Raw genomic sequence first — 22,436 nt, 5'->3', positions numbered from 1 at the left:
CGGGGCGACGATGGAGGCACGGGCCGCGGGCGCGAGAGGAGCCTGCCATGACGCGACCGGACGACGCCGCACCGCGCGGCGGGCACCGCGGCGTGCCACACACCGCCGACGTACGGGTGGAGGCGTGGGCCCCGACCCGCGAGGAGTGCCTGGCGCAGGCGGTGCGCGGCGCCTGCGCGTCGTTCCTGGACCTGACGGACGCGGTCCCCGTCCGCCGGCGGGACGTCGAGGTGCGGGCGGACACGGACGAGGACCTGCTGGTGGCCCTGTTGGACGAGGTCGTGTACCGGCTCGACACCGACGGGGAGGTCCCGGTCGGCGTGGACCTGGAACCCGTCCCCGGCGGCCTGCGGGCCGGGTTGCGCATGGCCGACGCCGACGCGCTCCCGGTGACGGGGGCGGCTCCGAAGGCGGTCACGCTGCACGGGCTGCGCCTCGCCGAGGGCCCGGACGGCTGGACGTGCTCCGTGACGCTCGACGTCTGAGGCGGCTCCGGCTGCCGCTCGTCCCCACCCGCAATACCCTGGACAGCAGAGCGCGACAAAAATCTACATTCTACGCATACGTGGCATACGGGCCGCACCTCCGATGCGACGGCCGCTCGACGTCCCACAATCCCATCCCGCGACCTCATGCCGAGGGGGAAGATCCATGTCCGCCACGCACACGGCCGAGTTCGAGCACGTCATCCACACGGCGAACATCTGGCTGAAGGCGGTGACGGAGGCCCTGGGAACCGAGGACCGCCACCTCGCCCACCGGGCCCTGCGCGCCTGGCTGCACACGCTTCGCGACCGACTCACCGTCGACGTCGCGGCACATTTCGCGGCACAGCTCCCCGAGCTGCTGCGCGGGATCTACTACGACGGCTGGGTCCCCAGCAACGTGCCGATCAAGTACGACCGCGAGGCCTACGTGAACCGCTTCGTCCAGGAGGCCAGGGTCGGCACCGGGGACGTCTCCCGGATCATCCCGGCGATCACCGCCGTCGTCCGCGAGCACGTCTCGCCCGGCCAGCTCGACAGGGCGCTCGACCAACTGCCGCACGACGTCCGCGCCCTGCACGAGCGGACCCCGGTCCCGGCCGGCTGACCGGGACCGCCCGACGACCGAGCGGAGGGCCACCGTGGACATCTCCCTGGTGGCGGAGAGCCCGTTCCGCTTCCGCATCGAGCGGCGGGCCCCGATGCGCGTGCCCGGGGTCGTGTTCGCCACGGCCGACCTGCTGCCCCGGGCGGCGAGCGGCGAGGCGCTGGAGCAGGTGGCGAACGTGGCCACCCTGCCCGGCGTCGTCCGCGCGTCCTACGCCATGCCCGACGTGCACTGGGGGTACGGCTTCCCCATCGGCGGGGTGGCGGCGACGGACGTCGAGGACGGCGGCGTGGTCTCGCCCGGCGGGGTGGGCTTCGACATCTCCTGCGGCGTCCGGCTGCTCGCCGCCGACATCGACCGCGCCGGGCTGGAGCCCCGCCTGCGGAAGCTGATGGACATCCTCGGCGACACCATCCCGCGCGGCATGGGGCGCGGCGGCCTGTGGAAGCTCTCCGGACGCGCGGAGATGGAGAAGCTGCTGGTGGGCGGCGCCGGGTACGCCGTCGAGCACGGCCACGGCGTACCGAGCGACCTGACCTTCTGCGAGGACGAGGGGGCGCTGGAGGACGCCGACCCGTCCCAGGTCGGGGCACGGGCCGTGGAACGGGGGCTCCAGCAGGTGGGCAGCCTGGGATCGGGCAACCACTTCCTGGAGGTGCAGGCCGTGGACCGGGTGTACGACGAGAGGACCGCGTCCGCCTTCGGCCTCCGCCCGGGCCGGATCTGCGTGATGATCCACTGCGGCTCGCGGGGCCTGGGCCACCAGGTGTGCACCGACCACGTCCGCGTCATGGACCGGACGCTGGACCGGTACGGGATCTCCCTCCCGGACCGGCAGCTCGCCTGCGCCCCGGTCGAGTCCCCCGAGGGCCGGGCCTACCTGGGGGCGATGTCCGCCGCCGCCAACTACGGCCGCGCCAACCGGCAGTTGCTCACCCAGGCCGTGCGCCGCGCGTTCGCCACGGCGGCGGGCGTGGGGGTGGACCTCGTCTACGACGTCTCCCACAACATGGCGAAGATCGAGACCCACCGGGTGGACGGGGCGCGGCGTCGGCTCTGCGTCCACCGCAAGGGCGCCACCCTGGCCCTGCCGCCGGGCGACCCGAGCCTGCCGGAGGAGCTGGCCGAGGCCGGGCAGCCGGTCCTGGTCCCCGGCACCATGGGCACCGCCTCCTACGTGCTGGTCGGCGAGAAGGGCAACGACGCGTTCCACTCCGCCTGCCACGGTGCGGGACGGGTGTGGAGCCGCCACCAGGCCCTGCGCGAGGTCCGCGGCGAGGCCCTCCGCGACGACCTGGAGTCCAAGGGCATCGCCGTCCGCCCCTCCTCCTGGCGCGGTCTCGCCGAGGAGACGCCCGAGGCGTACAAGGACGTCGACGCGGTCGCCGGCGCCACCGAGGGCGCGGGCCTCGCCCGTCTGGTGGCCCGTCTGGTGCCGGTCGGCGTCGTCAAGGGGTAGCCGGACGGCTCGGTCTCCGGGCTCGGTTCGCGGGTTCGGTCTCCGGGGCGCGGCCCGCGGCCTCCGTCACCGCTCCAGGAGGGAGCGGGCGTGGAGCTGCGCGGCCGGGGGGAACCGGAGGGCGTTGTGGCCCGCGCCGCAGGTGACGTCCCGCCAGAGGCGCTGGAGTTCCTCGCCCTCCGCGTGGCCCCGGGTGCCCGCGCTGTGCAGCAGGCGGTCCACGGCGGTCGTGAGCAGTTCGGCCGCCAGGGCGCAGTCCCGGACGTTGCGGGCGACGTCGGGGCCCGGCGCCCCGGAGTCGGCGGTCCGGGCCGCGCGTGCCAGGAGCAGGCCCGCCGCGTCGATCTCCCCGTCGCACCGGGACAGGACCTGCTCGTACGCGCCCTGGTCCACGGCGCCGGACACCGATCCGGCGGCCGGGCCGGGCCGGCCGCCGACCAGTTCCGTCCAGCGGCGGAGGGCGCCGCGGGCGGCGCCGAGGAGCGGAGCGGCCAGGGTGAGCCCGTTGCCGGCCTTCAGGGGGGTGCGGTGGCAGGGGGCCGAGGGTTCGGGAGCCTCGCCCGCGACCACCCTGTCGAGCGGCACGGAGCGGTCCCGGGGGACGAACACACCGTCGACGACGACCGTGTTGCTGCCCGTCCCCCGCATGCCGAGGGTGAACCAGGTGTCCTGGACGGCGATGTCGCCGCGGGGCACGGCGACCAGTACGGTCCCCGGTGTCCCCGCGTCCCCGGCGCGTGCCGCGACGAGGACCCAGTGGGCGAAGTCGGCGCCGCTGACGTAGGGCCACCTGCCGTCGACGCGCCAGCCGCCGGGGACCGGTTCGGCGGTGCCGGCGGGTATCAGGCCGGCGGCGACCACGGTGTCGGCGCCCTTCTGCCAGACCTCCTCCCGGCCGGCGGCCGGCAGGTGCGCGGTGAGACGTCCGGCGCTCGCCGTGACCGATGCGACCCAGCCGGCCGACGCGCACGCCCGGGCCAGGACATCGGTCGCCTCCAGGAGCTCGGCGAACGTTCCGGCCGTCTCTCCCGGGGCGAAGTGGCGGGCGAACCCGGCGTCCACGATCGCCTCGACGACGGCGGGGTGGAGACGGCGTTCCGCGTCCGCCTCCGCGGCGTGCTCGGCCGCCGGCACGGCGGCGTCGCGGGCCGCCGCGACCAGTGGCGGTGTCTCTGCCCGGTTGCTCACGGGTTCTCCTCGGTGTCGGGTCGGGACAGTGGGTGCGAGAGGTGGTGCGGGGTGGTGCGGGACGTTTCCGGGAGCCCGCCGCGCGGCCCGGCCCGGCGACACGGGCGGGCGGGGAGGACCGCCGTGCGGCCGGCGGCGCGGTCGCCGGGGCCGCGCCGCGCGTTCTCAGCTCTTCAGGCCCACCCGCCGCGCGGCGGCCGTGAACACGTCCACGGTGTCGGGCAGCCGGTCCAGGGCGGCGTGGTAGCGGGCCCTGCCCTCCGCCAGCCCGTCCCGGACGGCCCGGTCGTAGAGCATGGCCTCCAGGCCGGCGACCACCGACTCCTCGTCGAACAGCTCCGCGCGCAGGACGGCGTCCGTGAACGGGTTGTCCTCCAGCAGGGGGCCGACGACCTCGTTCCAGCGCAGCGGCCACATGTGGAAGGGCGGCACGCTGCCCGGGAAGTCGGCCAGCCACCGGCGGACGGTCGGCGACAGCGCGCCGGGCTCCCGCGGCCCCCGGGCGCCGGCCGGGTCCGCGACCTCCCCGGGCCGCTCCGCGGACCCGGCGCCCTCCAGGGCGAACCCGTTGACGGTGAACATCCCCGGCACGTCGGCCAGGATCGCCCGCTCCAGCGCGAAGGACGGCAGGAACAGCGACCACACCCCGTCCGAGGCGCCGATCAGGTCGGTGTACCGGCGGGCGGTGTAGGTGGTCTCCCGCCTCACCCGGTCGGCGGGCAGCCGGTCGAACCCCTCGAAGCGCGGGCCGATGAACAGCAGACGGGTGTCGCGCGGCAGCGCGTCGAGGTAGTGGGCGACCAGGTACGGGACCCGGCGTGCCAGTTCCCGGGTCCCCGGCCCCGCCCGGGTCTGCATCAGGTGCTGCCAGGGCAGGGTGGGGATCGCCAGCAGACGCTCGGCGTCGCCGACGCCCAGCGACGCGCGCACCTCCCGGCGCGCACGCTCCGACAGCGGTACGACCGTGGGGTCGGCCCGGTAGGGCAGGGCGGGGCCGTCCGGGTCGGCGTGCGGCCGGACGCCGGGCACCGGCCACAGGTGGGCGGGCATGTCCAGGATCCGGTCGTCGATCCGCATGGTCCGTCCCATGATCTCCACCTCGCGGCTGGTGCGCGTCAGGTCGTACAGGTCGATCGGGACGACCGGGACCCCGAACTCCTCGACGTACCAGGGGTCGGTTCCGTAGCTGACGACGTGCGTCATCCAGTGGGCCGTGTAGTCGCAGAGCACGATCGCGTCGGGCCGGAAGCCGCGCACGACCTCGGCCACGACGTTCCGGACCTCGGCGCCCAGCGCCGAGGTGACGACGGTGTACGGGTGGCGCGTGGTCCGCACCTGGTCCTCGTTGTACGCGTCGATCACGAAGTGGCTCACCACTCCGGCCGGCGCCAACTGGTCGGCGAGGTCCAGGCCCGTGGTCGTCTCGTGCAGGGTCAGGGCCAGCGAAGACATGAACAGCAGTCGCACGGTCCTCCTCCGGTTCCGGTCAGCCGACGCCGAGGAGTCGGGTCCGCGACGCCACGGACTCGCGCAGCAGGGCCGCCACCGTCCGGACGTCGTCGTCGGTCAGGCCGGGGTGGATGGGGAGGCAGAGCGTCCGGCCGGACGCGTGCTCGGTGCCGGGCAGCACCCGGTGGGTCTCCCCGTAGGTGGGCACCTTGTGCAACGGCGCGTAGCGGAAGGTGGTGTAGACCCCGGCGGCGAGGAGGTCGGCGGCGACCTCGTCGCGGATTCCGGCGTCCATCTGCACCCAGAAGAAGTAGTGCGAGGTCTCGTGCCCCGCCGGCAGCGGAGGCGGAAGCAGCAGTTCCTCGACGTCGGCCAGTTCGTGCCGGTAGAGGGCGGCGATCTCCCCGCGCCTCGCGGTGAACTCGGGGAGCCGGCGCAACTGGATGCTGCCGATGGCCGCGGTCAGGTCGTTGCCGATGAGGCGCCGGCCGACCTCGGGCACCTGGAGTTCCCACCAGCGGTGGGAGACGCGCGCGTAGCCGAGGCCCGACGGGTGGACGAGCCCGTGGTACGCCAGGCGCCGGGCCCGTACGGCGAGTTCGGGGTCGCGTACGTACATCAGCCCGCCGTCCCCCGTGGTGAGGATCTTCGCGGCGTCCAGGCTCCACACCGCCAGGTCCCCCAGGCTGCCCGGGCGGCGGCCGTCCACGACCGATCCCAGCGAACACGCCGCGTCCTCGATCAGGGTGATGCCGCGCTCGCGGCAGCGCTCGGCGATCTCCACGATCTCGCCGGGGTAGCCGCCGTAGTGGAGGACGATCACGGCTCGGGTGCGGGGTGTGAGCACCGCTTCGATGTCCCGCCAGGACGGGTTCATCGTGCGGCTGTCGACATCGCAGAACACCGGCCGTGCCCCCGACACCACGACGGCGTTGGCCGCGGCGAGGAAGCTCATCGACGGGAGGACGACCTCGTCGCCCTCGCCGAGGCCGAGGGCCTCGACGCAGAGGAAGAGGCCCGAGGTGCCGGAGTTGAGGAAGAGGACGTGGTCGGCGGGCACGCCGAGGTGTTCGCCGAACTCGGCCTCGAACGCCTTGGTGCGCGGTCCGTGGCCCAGCCACTTGCTGTCGAACACCTCTGCCACCGCGGACAGTTCCTCTTCACCGACCTGCGGCTGAAACAGGTTGATCATGTGTTTCCTTTCGACGGGACGGGAGGCGGGGCCGACGCCCGCGGCACCGGCGGCGACTCAGAAGTGCTGGTCGTGGGTGATCCGCCGGGACTTCAGCCGTATTCCGTCCGGGCCGTCGACGAGGACGTCGTGCACGACGCAACTGGGGGCGATCTCCGGCCTGCCGCCGGGGCGCACGGTCACCACCAGGGCGTAGACGGTCGAACGGACGCTGCCGTCCTCCTGGCGTTCCAGGGCGATGTGGTCGAACCAGTGCCGCCGCCGTACGGGGTCGCCGTCGAAGCGCTTGTGGAACTCGACCAGTTCGCGGACGATGCCGGGCCGGGTGCGGGCCGGCTCGACGCCCGGCGAGTGCTGGAACTCCCCGTCCTCGGTGAAGGTGGCGGCGTACTCCTCGAACCGTCCGTGGTCGAGGTGCTGCATCTGGTGCGCGTAGAAGTGCTGGACACGGACGTAGAGATCGGTCGGGACCTCGGGGGTCGCGGGGGTGGTCGCGGTCGCGGGGGTGGTCGTCGTGGTCATGGGTGTCCCCTGGGAGTGGTCGGCGGTCCGGGAAGAGGTCCGGGAGGCCGGGTCTCCGGCCCCCGGGACGGCCGGTCGGGCGGTCGGGTGCTTCGGGCGGTGCCGTCGCCGGCGCGGCTCACGCGGCCGTCCGGTCGTCGGCCGCCTTCAGGACGACGGCCGCGTTGAAGCCCCTGCGCCCGCGGGCGAGTACGAGGACGTTCCGCACCGGGCGTTCGCGGGGCTCGTCCCGCACGACGTCGATGCCGTAGTGCTCCGGCACCTCGGTGACCCCGTGCGTCGGCGGGATCACCCCGTCGCGGATCGACAGCAGGGCGGTGGCCACGTCCAGGGGGCCGCCCCCTCCGTACAGCCGTCCGACGAGCGACTTGGGGGCGGTGACCGGGACGGCTCCGGGGCCGAACAGCCCGCTGATGGCCTCGGCCTCGGCGGCGTCCAGGTGCGGTACGCCCGCGCCGTCGGCGAACACCACGTCGATGTCGGCCGGGCCGAGTCCGGCGTCGGCGATGGCCGCCTCGGCGGCCCTGCGCAGGGCGGGGGGACGCCCCGATCCCGGCGGCGGGTCGAAGGTGGCGGCGTGACCGGCCAGTTCGCCGTAGACGCGGTCGACCCCGCGGCGGCGCGCGCTCTCCGCCTCCTCGACGACGAGCAGCGCGCCCCCCTCGCCGGGGACGTACCCGGAGGCCGCGGCGTCGAAGGGCAGGTAGGCGCGGCGCGGGTCGTCGACGGTGCTGACCAGTCCGCCGCTGAGCTGGGAGACGTAGCCCCACGGGTCGAGGGCCGAGTCCACTCCGCCGGTGACGACGAGTTCGGTGCCCGACCGTATGGTGCGCCGGGCGTGGCCCAGCGCGTCCAGCCCGCCGGCCTGCTCGCCGACCAGCGCCGCGGAGGGCCCGCGCATCTTGTGGCGGATGGATATCTGGCCGGTGTTCACGGCGTAGAACCAGGCGAAGGACTCGTAGACGCTGACGTACTTGGGGCCCTGGCTCCACAGCTTGTGGAACTCCCGGTGGGTGAACTCGAAGCCGCCGAGGGCGTTGGCCGTGACGACTCCCATGTCGTAGTCCCGGAGCTCGCCCGCCTCCACCCCCGCGTCGTCGAGCGCCCAGTCGGCGGCCGCGAACGCCAACCGGGTGGACCGGTCGGTCTGGGGCAGCAGACGGTCCGGCAGGTGCTCGGACGCGTCGAAGTCGTCGATCTGGCCGGCCAGCCGGGAGGCGTAGCGGGAGACGTCGAACCGGGTCACCGTGCCGATGCCGCTCCGCCCGGCCAGGACGGACTTCCAGTAGACGTCGTGGCCGAGCCCGTTCGGGGCGGCGACCCCCAGGCCGGTGACGACTGCCGTGCGTTTCATCGTTGCGCTTCCTCCGGGGCGCGCAGGACCATCGCGCTCTGGAACCCGCCGAAGCCGCTGCCGACGGTGAGCACGGTGTCCACGCGCTGCTCGCGTGCGGTCAAGGGGACGTAGTCCAGGTCGCACTCGGGGTCCGCCTGGTGCAGGTTGGCCGTCGGAGGGACGACGTCGTGCTCGATGGCCAGGGCGCAGGCCGCGATCTCCACGGAGCCGATGGCGCCGAGCGAGTGCCCGACCATCGACTTGATGGAGCTCACCGGGACGGCGTAGGCGTGTTCCCCGAGAGCGGCCTTGAAGGCGGCCGTCTCGTGCCGGTCGTTCTGCCGGGTCCCGGAGCCGTGGGCGTTGACGTAGTCGACGCGCGTGGGGTCGATCCGCGCCTCGTCGAGCGCGACCCGGATCGCCTCGGCCATCTCGCGTCCGTCCTTCTTCAGGCCGGTCATGTGGTAGGCGTTGCACCGGGTGGCGTAGCCGCCGATCTCGGCGTAGATCCGCGCACCGCGCCGGCGCGCCGACTCGTACTCCTCCAGGACGAACACGGCGGCCCCCTCGGCGAGGACGAAGCCGTCGCGCGTCGCGTCGAACGGCCGGGAGGCGTGCTCGGGGTCGTCGTTGCGCGTCGTGGTCGCCTTGATCGCGTCGAAGCAGGCCACGACGATCGGGGTGATCGGGGTGTCGGCCGCGCCGGCGACCATCACGTCGGCCGATCCCTCACGGATGAGCCGGGCGGCGTAGCCGACGGCGTCCAGGCCGGAGGTGCAGCCGTCGGACACCAGCGTCACCGGCCCCTCGGCGCCGGCCGCCCAGGCGACCTCGGCGGGCATGGCCCCCGGGCTGAGGTAGTCGAACATGTGGGGGGAGAGGTAGTCGGGGTCGACCAGCCACTCACGGCCGCGGTCCGACATGACCAGGTACTCGTTCTCCAGGCTGGTCGCCGCCGCGACGGCGCTGCCCAGGCTCACTCCCACGCGGTGGGGGTCCAGTCCGCCGAAGTCGAGACCGCTGTCGGCCACCGCCTCCCGGGTGCAGGCCACCGCGAACTGGGTGGCTCTGTCCATCCGGCGGATCTCGCGCGGGCCGAACCCCTCGGCCTCGGGGTCGAAGTCGGCCTCGGCGGCGACCCGGGACCGGAAGGGGGAGGCGTCGAAGAAGGAGATGTTGCGGGTGGCGGTGCGTCCTTCGGTGAGCAGGTCCCAGAATTCCTTCCGGCCGATCCCGCCCGGGGTACGCACACCGATACCGGTCATCACTACGCGCCTGCTCATCGTCAACTCCTCGTGTCGTCGGGCGACCACGGGCACGGGCCCGGGGACGTCGTCGGCGGGTCGTCCTCGCGGCGGGTCAGTAGGTGCCCAGGCCGCCGCAGACGTTGAGCGCTTGGGCGGTGACGGACGAGGCCGCGTCGGAGGCCAGGTAGCCGACCATCGCGGCGACCTCGTCGACGTCCACGTAGCGGCCGATCGGCACGCGGGTGGTGATCCGCTCGGCCGCCTCCTCCTCGCTGATGTCCCACATGTCGGCGTAGTGCCTGCGGACCCGTTCCGCCATGGGGGTCTCGACGAAGCCGGGGCAGACGGCGTTGACGGTGATGCCGGTCTTGGCGAGGTCGAGGCCGAGGGCCTTGCCGAACCCGACGACACCGTGTTTGGAGGCGGAGTAGGGGGCCGCGGTGACCGCTCCCTGCTTGCCGGCGGTGGAGGCGATGTTGATGATGCGGCCCCAGCCCTTGTCCCGCATCCCGCCGGTCGTGAGCACCTCGCGCGTCATCAGGAAGACGCTGTTGAGGTTGGTGTCGATGACGTCGTACCACAGCTCGTCGGTCATCTCCGCGACGTCGCCGCCACCATTGCGTCCGGCGTTGTTGACCAGGATGTCGATGGTGCCGAAACGTTCCACCGCGGCGCCGACGAAGCGGTGGACGTCCTCCCGCCTGGTGACGTCGCAGGTGGTGCCGTCCACGTCGAGCCCCAGGCCCTGGAGCCGCTTGACGGTGTCGGCGAGCCGCGCCTCGTCCCGGCCGCACAGGTACACACGCGCGCCGTCCCGGGCGAGGTGGGTGGCCACCGCGAGACCGATGCCGCTCGTCGCTCCGGTGACCAGTGCGACGCGCTGGTCGTGGATTCCCATTGGGCGCCCCTCCACAGGGTCGAGTCCGGTGGGGCCTCGGCCGAGGTCCCCCTTCCGGGAAGTGTGGCGGTGGCGGCTCAACCCGGAGTCAAGGCGGATTAGAGGGCACGCGCCCCGGAGACGCGACCGCCCGGCCGCTGCCACGCGGCCGGGCGGGAACGCCTCCGCCGTCACCGGGCCGTGGCCCGGGCCTCGGCCCGGTGACGGCCCGGTGACGGCCCGGACTACGGCGTGCAGACGGGAAGCCGGGGCGGTGGGACGGTCGTGCGGTGCGCACTCCTCACCACCGGTCTGTCGGCCGGTGGGCGCCCGGACCGGTCCGGGGCGAGGAGTTCGTGGTAGAGGCGCTGGACCTCCGCGGAGGGGTCGACGCCCAGCTCCTCCCGGAGGGTCCGACGCAGGTCCTGGTACGCCTGCAGCGCCTCGGCCCGGCGGCCCGACCGGTACAGGGCGCTGACGAGCTGCCCGTGGAACCACTCGTTGAGGGGGTGCTCGGCCACCAGCTCGCGCAGCTCCGCGACGGCCTCCCGGTGCCGGCCGAGCCGTATCTCGGCGTCGACGCACAGTTCGAGCGCACGGATGCGGAGTTCCTCGAGACGGGCGATGCGCCCCTTGAGGATCCGGCCCGCGTGGACGCTGCCAAGCACGGGACCGCGCCAGAGGGCCAGGGCCCGTCGGAGCAGCCCGAGGGCCGCCTCCAGTTCCCCGTTCTCCGCCGCCGCCCGTCCCTCGGCCACCAGCCGCTCGAAGACCACCGCGTCGACCCGGTCCGCGTCCACCTGGAGCACGTAGCCCTGCGGACAGGTGACCAGCGGGTTCCGGTCGGCCGGGACCAGCCCCTCGGTCACGAACATCTTCCGGGCGTAGTAGATGTAGGTCTGCAGGGTCGTGGTGGCGGTACGGGGAGGACTGTCCCCCCACAGCTCCAGGATGAGGGAGTCGATGCCGGCCACCTCTCCGGGACGGGTCAGCAGGACCGCCAGGGTCTGGCAGACCTTCGGCATCCCGGGCGAGTGGACCTTCCCGTGGTCGTCGATGATCTCGAATGAGCCCATGACGTTGAACCGCATGGCGCGCTCCTGTCTCCTCCGGCCCGGTCAGGCCCGGCATTCCGGCAGTTTTCCGTGGTAGTCGACCATGTCCGAGAACATCTCCTCGATGTCCAACGGCTCTCCTGGAGCAGCGCCTTTCGCCTCCGCGTACGCCCGGTGCAGGTTGGGGACGAGCCTTTCGGAGTCGAGCAGTTCGGCCCACTCGCCCAGACCGGCCTCCCGCGCCGCCTGCAACGGGGTCAGTCCGGCGGCCAGCCCCCACACGGCGAGGTCCTGCAGCCAGCGGAAGTACCGCTCCGCGGTGTCCAGCAGCTCGGGCCCGGCCGGCGGACCGTGTCCGGGCACGACGGTCCGCGCCCCCAGCTCCCGCAACCGGGCCACCGCGGCCAGGGAGCCGCTGATCGAGCCCATCAGGCAGAACGGCGTGGCCCCGGACATCAGCAGGTCGCCGGCGAACAGCACCCGCCGGTCGGGAAGCCACACGACCGTGTCGGCGGACGTGTGGGCCGGTCCCAGCGGGATCAGCTCGACGGGGCCCGCGTCGGTGTGCAGGACGGTGGTGTCCCGGTAGGTCAGGGTGGGGGGCACCACCGACACGTCGCCCCAGTGGACGTCGGGCCAGAGCGTCGTCATGTGGAGCCCGACCCTCTCCATCTCGGCCCGGGTCCGCTCGTGCGCCAGGACGACCGCGTGGTCGGCGAAGAAGCGGTTGCCGAAGGTGTGGTCGCCGTGCGAGTGGGTGTTGACGACGAAGCGCGGCGGCTCGGCGGAGACGGAGGCGACGGCCCTCTTCAACGCGAGGGCCCGTGCCTCGGTGGCGGCCGTGTCGACCAGGACGGTGGACCCGCCGGACACGATGAGGCCGGCGTTGTTCAGGCACCAGCCGCCGTCCGGCTGGACGTACGCGAAGACCCCGTCCGCGACCTCGTGCAGGCGCGGCGCGGCGGGGCCGACCGCCCCGCCGGAGGAGTCGGGGGCGGTGGTCCCGGGGAGTTCGCTCACCATGACCGGGACGCCGCCCTCGCACACGTCCGCAGGATCTCCAGCCTCCCCCGGAGCGACACGTCGGGCGCCGACACCATGATGCTCAGGGTGGTGACCCCGGCCCGCGCGTACTCCCTCATCCGGTCGGCGATGCGCCCCTCGGGCCCCACCAGGGCCGTCATGTCGACGAAGTCCGCCGGAACGGCGGCCTCGGCGGCCGCGCGGTCGCCCGCCTTCAGGTGGGAGGCCATCTCCTCGACGGAGTCCCCGAAACCGAGCCGCCGGGCCAGCCCGCAGTAGAAGTTGGTGGCCGGATCGCCGATCCCCATCAGGTAGCAGTACTGGCGGCGCAGTCGGTCGACGGCCTCGCCCACGTCGTCGGCGACGGCCGTCGGCAGGCAGGGAACGACCTCGAAGCCGTCGAGCCCCAGTCCGCGGGCGGCGCGCCCCCGGCCGATCTCCCGCACGGCCTCCCGCACCCCGTCGGGGGAGGTGAACACGCCGATCCAGCCGTCCGCCGTCTCCCCGGCCAGCCGCAGGCTGCGCGGACCGACCGCCGCCAGGTAGATCGGCAGGTCGGGCCGGTGGTCCTCGGAGTAGAGGTGGAGAGGAGCGGCCGACCGGTCGGCGGGCGGCAGGACGAAGTGCTCGCCCCGGTACGTGACCGGACCGCCGGCCAGCGCCGCCCGGACCACCTCGACGTACTCGCGGGCCCGGGCGAGCGGCCGGTCGAACGGAACGCCGTACCAGCCTTCCGACACATCCGGGTTGGACAGCCCGAGGCCGAGCCTGAACCGCCCCTGTGACAGGGCGTCGAGCGTGGCCGCGGTCAGCGCGGCGGAGGCCGGTGGACGGGCCGGGATCTGCATCACGGCGGATCCGATGCCGATGCGCCGGGTGCGGCCGGCCACGAGGCCCAGCACGCTGACGGCGTCGTTGCGGTAGCCCTCCGGGGCGAGGGCCAGGTCGTATCCCAGGGCCTCGGCCGCCTCGGCGAGCGGTGCCGCCTCCCGGGCCACCAGGTTGACTGCGAGTTTCACGCTGTTCCCCCTCATATCAGCCGTGCGCCGCCGTCGACCGGCAGGACCGCACCGGTCATGTGGCGCATGCGCAGGACCGCCAGCACGGCCTCGGCCACGTCGTCCTCGGTGCCGACCCGGCGCAGCGGGGTCTCCTGCCGCACCTTCTCGGCGACCTTCTCGAAGAAGGGGTCGTCCCGGGTCCACGGCGTCTCGGTGAGGGCCGGCGCCACGGAGTTGACCCGGACCTCGGGGCCGAGCGCGGCGGCCAGCAGCCGCGTCATGTGGTCGACGGCCGCTTTGCTGACCGCGTACGGGATCGAGCTGCCGACCGGGCGGTCGCCCGCCACGGACGAGATGTTGACGATGTTCCCCGCTCCGGAAGCGGCCAGGTGCGGGGCCGCCGCCGCGCTCACCTGCCATGTTCCGATGACGTTGACGCCCAGGACGGTCCGCCACACCTCCGAGGTCGCCGCCTCGATGTCGGTGTGCGGGATGACCCGGGTGGTCCCGGCGTTGTTGACGAGGACGTCGAGCCGTCCGTAACGCTCGATCGTGCTGTCGACCAGGCGCCGCGCCTGCCGTTCGTCCGCGATGTCCGCCTGCACGTAGTCGGCGTCCGGCAGGGTCCGGGCCAGAGCACGTCCCTGTTCGGCCGATCGTGCCGAATTCACGACGACGCTCATGCCTTCTTCGGCGAGGCGTGCGGCGATGACAGCCCCGATCCCCGACGAGGAACCGGTGACCAGGGCGACCTTCTTTTCTACCATTCGAAACCCCCCTGTGGCCGGCCCGGCACCCACCGGGCCGCCGATCCGGACAGCGAACAATAAAGAACATCGAACATCCGGGGACAAGCGGCCTTTACATGGATTTGTAATTGCATGTAACAGAGATAAAGAATTTGTTTCGTTCCTGAGATTCCGCCGGCACGGATCACGCGCCTCCCGTCCCCGCTGGACCGGTTTTCGAGCCGATCAGGATGGATTTTCGAGCGGATCTGGACGGACTTTCGAAAGAATCTGGACAGGCGTCGCGCACGCTCGCGCTCGGACCGCGAACGCGTCCGCGCGGTGCGCCGGCCGGACTTGACTTGAACCGAAGTTCAACTTCGAGCATGAAGGCGGCACCTCCCCCACCAGGACCCGATCCGCCCTGCTCACCTGGAGGTCGTGTTGACCACACCCACGCCGTTCCCCAGTGCGGGCCGTCGCCGCATGACCATGGCCGCGCTCCTGCTCGCCTCGACCCTGACCGTCATGGCGGGAACCGTCCTCACCCCGGTCGTGGCGACGATCCGCGACGACCTGGGCGTCAGCGGCACGGCCGCCGGTCTGATCCTCACCGCGCACGGCCTGTCCCTCGCCGTCGCCAGTCCGCTGGTCGGCTGGACGATCGACCGGTGGGGGCTGCGCACCCCGATGGTGGCCGGACTGCTCCTGTACGGGATCGCCGGCGGTGCGGGGCTGTTCACCACCTCCTACCCGGCGCTGATCGCGAGCCGCTTCCTCTTCGGCATCGGCGCGGCGGCGGTCTTCGCGGGCACGACGGTCGCCCTGATGGCCCTCTTCCACGGCCCGGAGCGTGACAAGGTGGCCGGGTGGCGCTCCACCGCCATCGGCCTCGGCGGAGTGATCTGGCCGCTGATCGCCGGAGCGCTCGCGGTCCTCTCGTGGCACGGCCCCTTCGCCGTCTACCTCATCGGCATCCCCACGGCCGTGATCATGCTGCTGGCCATGCCCGACGTCCCCCCGGCGGGGCGCGGCGCCAAGGGCGGCGGGACGTTCGCCCTGCTGCGGTCGACCCCCCGGCTGCTGCTGCTCTACGCCCTCTCCCTCGTCTCCTCCTTCCTCCTGTACGTCGTGATCGTCTTCCTGCCCCAGCGCTTCGACCAGATCGGCGTCGACGATCCGCTCGTCATCGCGGTGATCACGGCGAGCATCTCCCTCGCGGGCAGCGTCTCCGGCTTCTTCTACGGCACGATGCGGGCCCGTCTGGGGTACACCCCGCTGCTGCGCGTCGCGCTGGCCCTGTGGGGCCTCGCCCTCCTGATCGGCGCCTTCGCGGACCAGCCGCTCCTGCTCGCGCTGTCGGCCGTGTCGTTCGGGGCCGGCAGCGGGATCTCCGTCCCCGCGCTGGCCATGCTGACCGGGGAGACGTCACCGGCCGCGATGCGCGGCCAGGCGATGGCCCTGTCGGGCACCGCCAACTTCGCCGGCCAGTTCGCGGCGCCCGTCGTCGTCGGCCCGCTGGTGGCGTCCACGTCCATCACGACCGGCTTCCTGGCCGCGGCGGTGTTCACCGGGCTCGTCCTGCTGGGACTGGCCGCGCTGAGCCTCGACCCCGCGCCGGCTCCGACGGGCTCTCCGACCCCGGAGCCGGAGAGCCCGTCGGAGGAGGGCGCCGCGGCGGGCTCGAACCGGTCTTGAGCGGCCCTTGAGACCGACTCGGGACGATCACCCCCATGAGAATCCTCTTCGTGTGTGGAGGCACCTCGGGGGTGATCTTCTCGATCGTCCCGCTGGCGCAGGCCGCCCGCAACGCCGGCCATGAGGTCTTCATGGCCGGCCCCGAGGACGTCATGCCGATCGTCACGCGCGCCGGGCTCCCCGGCGTGCCGGTGACGCGGACGTCGATGATGGACACCCTGCTGGACGACGACGGCAACCGCATCCCGATCCCGACCGACCTCCACGAGCGCTACCTGTTCAACGGGCGGTGCTTCGGCCGCTACGCCGCCAACTGCCTGGAGGGGCTCTACCCGCTGGTCGACCGCTGGCCGCCCGACATCGTGGTGGGCGGCGCCCTGGCCTTCGCCGCCCCGCTGATCGCCGCGTACGCGGGCGTCCCCTACGTGAAACACGCCGTGGACATGGGCGAGCCCCGGACCATCGACCTCGCCGCGGCGGCCGAGCTGGGATCCTCGCTGGAACGCCTCGGCCTGTACGACATGCCGCGCTGCGACCTCTTCGTGGACACCTGTCCGCCGAGTCTGCGCACCTGGGACGCGCCCCCCGCCCAGCCGATGCGGTACGTGCCGTACACCACGCCCAAGGCACTGGAACCGTGGATGTACACCAAGGGCGACCGGCCGCGGGTCATGGTGACCGCCGGCAGCCGCATCACCCCGGACTACTACTTCGACGTCCTGGCCTCCCTGGTGAAGAAGGTCCAGCACATGGACGTGGAGCTGCTCGTCGGCGCCCCCGACGACATGGCCGCCCGGCTGGGACCGCTGCCGGACAACATCCGCGCGGGCTGGCTGCCCCTGGACGTCCTGGCCCCCACCTGCGACGTGATCGTGAACCACGCCGGCGGCAACACCGTGCTGGGGAGCATGGCGCACGGCGTGCCCCAGGTCCTCATCCCCTACCTCCCCTACGTCGTGGACTACTCCACCCGTCTCACCGAGTTCGGCGCGTCGAAGATGATCCGGCCCGGCGACGACACCGCGGAGACCATCACCGACGCGGTGCGCGAGGTCCTGGACACCCCCTCCTACCGCGAGCGGGCCGGGGAGTTGCGCGAGGAGATGCTCGGCATGCCCACCCCCGCCGACGTGGTCCCCGTACTGGAGCGCCAGGCCGAGCGGGGCCGGAACGAACCCGGCGCCCCCGCCCGAACGCGGTTGACTTGAACTTGAGTTCACCTTTCACCATGAGGCCGGAGCACGGCGTCGGCGCCGCCGCTCCCTCCCGGCCCGTCCCCGGGGCGGGGCCTCGCGCCCGGCGACAGAGACGGCGACAGAGACGGCAGAGACAGGAGAGAGGCATCTGATGAAGGCAGCAGCGATCAACTCCTTCGGCGGGCCCGAGGTGGTCGAACTGCTCGAAGTCGAGACCCCGACCGCCGGCCCCGGGCAGGTGCGCGTCCGCGTCAAGGCCGCCGGCATCCAGGCCTCGGACTGCGCCGTGCGCGGCGGTTGGGCGCCCCCCGGGCAGACGCTGGCGTTCCCGCAGAAGATCGGCAACGAGTTCGCGGGGATCGTCGACCAGGTCGGCGAAGGAGTCGACGGTTTCGAGGTCGGCAGCGAGGTGCTGGGCTGGGCCCTGCTGTCCTGCCACGCCGAGTACCTGGTCGTCCCCACCGACCAGATCGTGGAGAAGCCCGCCGAGATGCCCTGGGAGGTGGCCGGTGTGCTCTCCGCCTCCGGGCAGACCGCCCACACCGCGCTGGAGCGGCTGAAGGTCGGCGAGGGCGACACCCTGCTGGTCCACGCGGCGGCCGGCGGCGTCGGCACCGTGGCGGTCCAACTGGCCCGCGTCTACGGCGCCGACGTCATCGGTACCGCCAGCCCGCGCAACCACGACTACCTCCGCTCGCTGGGCGCCACCCCCGTCGCCTACGGCGAGGGGCTGGTCGAGCGGGTGCGCGACCTGGCGCCCAAGGGCGTCACCGCGATCCTCGACGGCGCGGGCGGCGAGGCGCTGGACGCCTCGGTGGAACTGCTGGAGGACCGCGGCCGGATCGGTACGCTGGTGGGCTTCGACCGCGTCGAGGAGCTCGGCATCCTCGGGATCTTCTCCCAGCGCTCCGTCACCCGGCTCAAGGCCCTCGTCGACCTCTACGTCCAGGGCAGGCTGCACATCGAGATCGCCCGCGCCTACCCCCTGGAGCGGGCCGCCGACGCACACCGCGAGGTCGAGACCCGGCACGTGCGGGGCAAGCTCGTCATCACCGTCGACTGAGGCCGCGCCAAGACCCCGGCCCGACACGCCCGTCGGCCCGGGCCCGGCACTCGCCGGGCCCGGGCCGACGGGCTTCCCTCCGCGGCGCGCGCCGTCAGCGGCTGCCGAACGTCGCGGTGTGCCTCTTCCACTCCTCGTGGAGCGCGGCGAGTATCGCGTCGGAGTCCGCCATGCCGTGGACGACCTCGCGCCCGTCCACCACGAACGACGGGACCGAGGTGACCCGCACCTCCCTGGCCCGCGCCTCGTCGGCGCGCACCTCGTCGGCGTACCGGTCGCCGGACAGCACGTCCTCCACCGTCCGCGCGGGGAGACCCGCGTCCACCGCGAGGGCGCGCAGCACACCGTGGTCGGCGATGTTGGCCAGTTCGGAGTGGTAGGCGCGCAGCAGACGCTCCTGCATCGCGTCCAGGAGACCGTGGGCGGCGGCGGCGTGCTGCAACCGGTGCGCGTCGAAGGAGTTCACCGGCCGGTACTCGCCGGGCCGGAGCACGATGCCCTCCTGCTCGCCGAGGTCGGCGATCCACCGGAATATCCCGTCGAGTTCCTCCTGGGAATGGCCGTCGCGCCTCATCATGTCGCGCAGGGTGTCGCCCGGAACGGTGGGCTGGTCCACGCGCAGTTCGAAGGACCGCCATACGGTCGTGACCCGGTCCGCGTGGGGAAAACGCTCGAGCGCGGTTTCCCATCTGCGCTTCCCGAGATAACACCAGGGACACACCACATCGGACCACACTTCCACTGTCAGCACGACGACTCCTCACCCGTCCTCACCCGGACATCGGAACAGCGGTGACATTCTGCGGCCCGCAATGCTCCCCGGGTCAAGGCGGCCGATATCTTTCACGCCATTCGCTTTCGCAGCGTGTACGGAACTTCGAGTCCGCTTCGAGCCCGCCGGACGAAACTGATGGCGCATTCCCACCCGGAACCGAAAAGACCCGGGCGGGATTCCCTGTCCACCGGTTTCCCCCCGTCCACCGGGGTGGGAGCCCACCGAACCAGGAGAGAGCCTTGCGCATCAGACGCACCATGAGGCGCCTCGCGGTCGCCCTCGCCTTCGCCACCGCCGGTGTTCTGGCCGCTCCGGGCGGCGCGTCCGCCGCCGAGTCCACGGTCCCCTACCTGTGCCCCGTGGAATTCCTGGGCGAGAGCTTCGTCCTGAACTACAGCCGCAGCTTCGATGTGACCGCCCCGGCGACCGTCGCGCCGAACCAGGTGTTCACCGTCTCCTTCGACCCGGAGCCCATCAACCCGCTGCCCCAGTTCAACACGAAGGTCTGGGACGTCAAGTTCGTCTACAACCTGCCGGCCGGCGCCCGGGTCCTCGGCTACGCGTTGGTCGGCGGATACAACCTCGGCGACTCCCAGCAGAAGGTGGAGTTCTCCGACGGCCGCGTCTCCCTCTACGCCTCCGGCCCCTTCGCCGCGGGCGTCGACTCCGACGTCCCCACGCTCAAGGTCTTCCTGCGCGCTCCCTCCAGCGGCGTGCTGACCACCTCGGTCGCCGGTACGAGCCGCGAGGACCCGGGCTTCCGCTGGACGGCCGAGGACCCGGCCACCGGCGAGGTCGGCGAGCTGCCCTGCTACCCGGACCCGGCCCGGCCGGTCGTGCTGTCCAGCACCACCGTCTCCTGACACCGCTCCAGCACCCGTCGGCCCCGCCACCGGGGCCGACCGTCCTCACCGCCGCGGCGTCCGCGCCGCACGGCGGCGTGCCGGGCGGGAGACCGACCGCTCCGTGAGGACGGCGGCCCCGCCGGGCCGTCCCCGAGGAGGCCCCGCACATGGCAAAGATCGCTCTCCTGTCGGGAAGTCTGCGACGCGAGTCCGCGAACTCCGCCGTCCTCTCCACCGTTCAGCGCCTCGTCACGAGCCGCACCGGCGGACACGAGGTCATCCGGCTGCGCCTGCGCACCTTCCCCCTGTTCAACGAGGACCTCGCACGGGTCGGCGGCACGGCCGCGCTCCGGTCGCTCCTGGCCCGGTTCTCCACCGCCGACGCCCTGATCGTGAGCAGTCCCGCCTACAACGGGTATCCGCCCGGCGTCCTGAAGAACGCCCTCGACTGGCTGTCGGTGGGCGGCGCGGACAGCCCGCTGTCCGGTCTCCCCGCGGCGGTCGTCAGCGCCTCCCCCGGCCCGGCGGGAGGCGCAAACGTGCTCCCCCACCTGCGCCGCATCCTCGCCAACTCCGGCGCCTCGGTGATCGAGCACACCGATGTCGCCATCGGCGACGCGGTCCGGCTGCGCACCCCGGAGGGCCTGATCGCCGCCCCCGACGTCGTCGACCGCCTCGACCGGCTGGTGGACACCGTCCTCGCCGCCGTCTCCCGCGCGAACCGGCGGGAACAGGCCCCGGTGCCGGCGCTCGCACGGACCCCGTGAGGTCCGGCCGGCGACCGCCGGACACGGAACCGCCGGCAAGACCACGAGCAAGACCGCAGGCAAGAAGCCAGGTCGGACAATGTCCGACCTGGCTTCCGAAACGAGCCGCCTGAGGGAATCGAACCCTCGACCTACGCATTACGAGTGCGTCGCTCTGGCCGACTGAGCTAAGGCGGCAGTGCGTGCGGCGGTGCCGCAGCGCGGTTAAGTCTACACAGTGCGCGGGGGTGCCTCGTACCGGGTTTGGGGCCGGGTCAGGAACACGTGGTCCCGTCCTTGGGCACCGTGCCGCGGATGAGGTAGCCGTTGACCGCCGAGTCGACGCAGTCGCTGCCGCGCACGTACGCCGTGTGACCGTCGCCGTCGTACGTCAGGAGGGTGGCCGAGGAGAGCTGGCCGGCCAGGCCCTCGGCCCACTTGTAGGGGGTGGCCGGGTCGCGGGTGGTGCCGACGACCAGGATGGGCGCGGCGCCCTTCGCCTCGATGCGGTGGGGCTCGCCGGTGGGCTCCTGCTGCCAGTAGGTGCAGTTCAGCGCGGACCAGGCGAAGTTGCGGCCGAAGACCGGGGAGTGCTTGCGGAATTCCGCGACGGCCCTCTTCGCCTCGGCCGGGCCGTCGAAGGGGGCGGGGAGGTCGAGGCAGTTCACGGAGGCGTTGGCGTACATGATGTTGCCGTAGGAGCCGTCCGCGTCCCGCTCGTAGTAGTCGTCGGCGAGCGAGAGCAGTTCCGCGCCGTCGCCGTCCTTCATGGCGGAGGTGAGCGCCGAGCGCAGCTTCGGCCAGTAGTACTCCGTGTACATGGCGTTCAGCACGCCGACGGTGGCCAGCGACTCGGTCAGCTCGCGCGGCTCGCCCGTCTTCAGCGGTCGGGTGTCCAGACGCTCCAGGAAGTCGCCCAGGCGCCGCTCGGCCTCCTTGGGGCTCTTGCTGCCCAGCGGGCAGTCGTCGCGCCCCACGCAGTCCTCGGCGAAGGCGGTGAAGGCGGTGTCGAAGCCCGCCGTCTGGTCGCGGTTGAGCTGCTCGGAGGAGAGCGAGGGGTCCATCGCGCCGTCCAGGACGAACCGGCCGACGCGGGACGGGAAGAGCCCGGCGTAGGTGGCGCCGAGGTAGGTGCCGTAGGACGCGCCGACGTAGGTGAGCCTGTCGTCGCCGAGCACCGCGCGCAGGACGTCCATGTCGCGGGCTGCCTCGACGGTCGAGACGTGGCCGAGGAGTTCGCCCGCCCGCTCCTTGCAGCCCTTGGCGAACCTCTCGAACGCGGCGGTCAGCTTCTCGATCTCGCCCTGGTCGTCCGGGGTGACGTCGGTCCGGGTGTAGGCGTCCATCTCCTTGTCGCTCAGGCACTCGATGGGCTCGCTGCGGGCCACGCCGCGCGGGTCCATGCCGACGATGTCGTACCGGGCGCGGACCGGGGCCGGGTAGCCGACGCCCGCCGCGAGCTGGACGTAGTCGACGGCGGAGCCGCCGGGGCCGCCGGGGTTGACGTGCAGGGAGCCCAGGCGCTCGCCCGGTCCGGATGCCTTCTTGCGGGTGACGGCCAGTCGGAGGTCCTTGCTCCGGTCCGGGGCGTCGTAGTCCAGCGGCACTCTCAGCCTGCTGCACTGGAAGCCGGGGACGCCGCAGTCCTTCCAGGTCAACTTCTGCTCGTAGTACGGCTCGAGGTTCGCCGGGATCTCCTCCGGCAGCGCCTCCAGCGGCGTGGCGTCCCGGGTCTCGCGGTCGTCCGAGAGTCGCGACGACGGCTCGGCGGCGCCGGAGCTGCGTCCGGGGTCCGGGTCGTCCGAGCCGGAACAGCCCGACAGCAACAGCGCGGCCGTCGCGAGCGCGACGCCACCGGTACGGAGCAGACGCCTGGTGTCCATGCCCCGGAGCGTATACGGGACGGAGTCGTACGGGGGTGAGCCGCCGCGAAAGGGGAGGCCG

The 22,436-nt window shown here is 72.8% G+C and carries 21 protein-coding genes and 1 tRNA gene; 8 read left to right on the top strand and 14 right to left on the bottom strand.

Features of this window, described 5'->3' with window-relative positions; translation table 11 throughout:
- The first annotated feature begins 47 nt into the window (after positions 1-47).
- The 3 genes from ABD335_RS05765 (at position 48) to ABD335_RS05755 (ending at position 2,551) form a co-directional block, all read left to right on the top strand.
- Positions 48-485, top strand: a complete 438-nt coding sequence (locus ABD335_RS05765) for an archease (protein ID WP_344320982.1) — start codon at positions 48-50, stop codon at positions 483-485.
- A 166-nt stretch (positions 486-651) separates the two neighbouring features.
- On the top strand, positions 652-1,092 hold the full coding sequence (locus ABD335_RS05760) for a DUF2267 domain-containing protein (RefSeq protein WP_344320981.1): 441 nt from the start codon (positions 652-654) through the stop codon (positions 1,090-1,092).
- A 34-nt stretch (positions 1,093-1,126) separates the two neighbouring features.
- Positions 1,127-2,551 (top strand): RtcB family protein, encoded by a 1,425-nt coding sequence (locus ABD335_RS05755; RefSeq protein ID WP_344320980.1) that lies wholly within the window; start codon positions 1,127-1,129, stop codon positions 2,549-2,551.
- Between the two features lie 66 nt (positions 2,552-2,617).
- Here the strand turns inward: ABD335_RS05755 and ABD335_RS05750 are convergent, their stop codons facing one another.
- From ABD335_RS05750 to ABD335_RS05700, 11 genes are all read right to left on the bottom strand, one after another.
- A complete protein-coding gene (locus ABD335_RS05750; RefSeq protein ID WP_344320979.1) occupies positions 2,618-3,739 on the bottom strand; it encodes an acyl-CoA dehydrogenase family protein in 1,122 nt (373 codons plus the stop codon).
- A 165-nt stretch (positions 3,740-3,904) separates the two neighbouring features.
- Positions 3,905-5,206, bottom strand: a complete 1,302-nt coding sequence (locus ABD335_RS05745; RefSeq protein WP_344320978.1) for a DUF6365 family protein — start codon at positions 5,204-5,206, stop codon at positions 3,905-3,907.
- 19 nt (positions 5,207-5,225) lie between these two features.
- Positions 5,226-6,380 (bottom strand): DegT/DnrJ/EryC1/StrS family aminotransferase, encoded by a 1,155-nt coding sequence (locus ABD335_RS05740; protein WP_344320977.1) that lies wholly within the window; start codon positions 6,378-6,380, stop codon positions 5,226-5,228.
- A gap of 57 nt (positions 6,381-6,437) precedes the next feature.
- Positions 6,438-6,902, bottom strand: a complete 465-nt coding sequence (locus tag ABD335_RS05735) for a nuclear transport factor 2 family protein (protein WP_344320976.1) — start codon at positions 6,900-6,902, stop codon at positions 6,438-6,440.
- A gap of 118 nt (positions 6,903-7,020) precedes the next feature.
- Positions 7,021-8,256 (bottom strand): ketosynthase chain-length factor, encoded by a 1,236-nt coding sequence (locus ABD335_RS05730; RefSeq protein WP_344320974.1) that lies wholly within the window; start codon positions 8,254-8,256, stop codon positions 7,021-7,023.
- Positions 8,253-9,521 carry a beta-ketoacyl-[acyl-carrier-protein] synthase family protein gene (locus tag ABD335_RS05725; protein WP_344320973.1) on the bottom strand — a complete coding sequence of 423 codons (1,269 nt, stop codon included), beginning with the start codon at positions 9,519-9,521 and terminating at the stop codon, positions 8,253-8,255. Before ABD335_RS05725 ends, ABD335_RS05730 begins: the two co-directional genes overlap by 4 nt.
- 76 nt (positions 9,522-9,597) lie before the next feature.
- Positions 9,598-10,383, bottom strand: coding sequence for a 3-oxoacyl-ACP reductase FabG (fabG, locus tag ABD335_RS05720; RefSeq protein ID WP_344320972.1), 786 nt, complete (start codon positions 10,381-10,383; stop codon positions 9,598-9,600).
- Between the two features lie 224 nt (positions 10,384-10,607).
- Positions 10,608-11,453 (bottom strand): AfsR/SARP family transcriptional regulator, encoded by an 846-nt coding sequence (locus tag ABD335_RS05715; RefSeq protein WP_344320971.1) that lies wholly within the window; start codon positions 11,451-11,453, stop codon positions 10,608-10,610.
- Positions 11,454-11,480: 27 nt separating this feature from the next.
- Entirely contained in the window at positions 11,481-12,440 is a 960-nt protein-coding gene (locus ABD335_RS05710) for an MBL fold metallo-hydrolase (RefSeq protein ID WP_344320970.1), read from the bottom strand.
- A complete protein-coding gene (locus tag ABD335_RS05705) occupies positions 12,434-13,459 on the bottom strand; it encodes an LLM class flavin-dependent oxidoreductase (protein ID WP_344320969.1) in 1,026 nt (341 codons plus the stop codon). The genes ABD335_RS05710 and ABD335_RS05705 overlap by 7 nt, the downstream gene beginning before the upstream one ends.
- 11 nt (positions 13,460-13,470) lie before the next feature.
- A complete protein-coding gene (locus tag ABD335_RS05700; protein ID WP_344320968.1) occupies positions 13,471-14,208 on the bottom strand; it encodes an SDR family NAD(P)-dependent oxidoreductase in 738 nt (245 codons plus the stop codon).
- 405 nt (positions 14,209-14,613) lie between these two features.
- Between ABD335_RS05700 and ABD335_RS05695 the strand changes: the two genes are divergently transcribed.
- The 3 genes from ABD335_RS05695 to ABD335_RS05685 all read left to right on the top strand — a co-directional run bounded on the left by ABD335_RS05695 (position 14,614) and on the right by ABD335_RS05685 (position 18,126).
- The gene (locus tag ABD335_RS05695; protein ID WP_344320967.1) at positions 14,614-15,867 is read left to right on the top strand and encodes an MFS transporter; all 1,254 of its coding nucleotides are present in this window, start codon (positions 14,614-14,616) and stop codon (positions 15,865-15,867) included.
- Positions 15,868-15,902: 35 nt separating this feature from the next.
- Positions 15,903-17,075 (top strand): glycosyltransferase, encoded by a 1,173-nt coding sequence (locus tag ABD335_RS05690; protein ID WP_344320966.1) that lies wholly within the window; start codon positions 15,903-15,905, stop codon positions 17,073-17,075.
- Positions 17,076-17,214: 139 nt separating this feature from the next.
- Positions 17,215-18,126, top strand: coding sequence for an NADP-dependent oxidoreductase (locus tag ABD335_RS05685; RefSeq protein WP_344320965.1), 912 nt, complete (start codon positions 17,215-17,217; stop codon positions 18,124-18,126).
- Positions 18,127-18,220: 94 nt separating this feature from the next.
- Here ABD335_RS05685 and ABD335_RS05680 read toward each other — a convergent pair whose 3' ends face one another.
- On the bottom strand, positions 18,221-18,862 hold the full coding sequence (locus tag ABD335_RS05680; RefSeq protein ID WP_344321086.1) for a DsbA family oxidoreductase: 642 nt from the start codon (positions 18,860-18,862) through the stop codon (positions 18,221-18,223).
- Positions 18,863-19,140: 278 nt separating this feature from the next.
- Between ABD335_RS05680 and ABD335_RS05675 the strand changes: the two genes are divergently transcribed.
- Together ABD335_RS05675 and ABD335_RS05670 are read left to right on the top strand one after the other, a co-directional pair.
- Positions 19,141-19,764, top strand: a complete 624-nt coding sequence (locus ABD335_RS05675) for a hypothetical protein (protein ID WP_344320964.1) — start codon at positions 19,141-19,143, stop codon at positions 19,762-19,764.
- Positions 19,765-19,913: 149 nt separating this feature from the next.
- Entirely contained in the window at positions 19,914-20,513 is a 600-nt protein-coding gene (locus ABD335_RS05670) for an NADPH-dependent FMN reductase (RefSeq protein ID WP_344320963.1), read from the top strand.
- A 103-nt stretch (positions 20,514-20,616) separates the two neighbouring features.
- Here ABD335_RS05670 and ABD335_RS05665 read toward each other — a convergent pair.
- A tRNA-Thr gene (locus ABD335_RS05665) sits at positions 20,617-20,690 on the bottom strand.
- Positions 20,691-20,767: 77 nt separating this feature from the next.
- Positions 20,768-22,375, bottom strand: coding sequence for an alpha/beta hydrolase (locus tag ABD335_RS05660; protein WP_344320962.1), 1,608 nt, complete (start codon positions 22,373-22,375; stop codon positions 20,768-20,770).
- Between the last annotated feature and the right edge of the window lie 61 nt (positions 22,376-22,436).

The organism is Streptomyces macrosporus (genome assembly GCF_039533145.1).
GTDB classification, from domain to species: Bacteria; Actinomycetota; Actinomycetes; order Streptomycetales; family Streptomycetaceae; genus Streptomyces; species Streptomyces macrosporus.
This window is presented reverse-complemented; position numbering and strand designations above follow the sequence as displayed.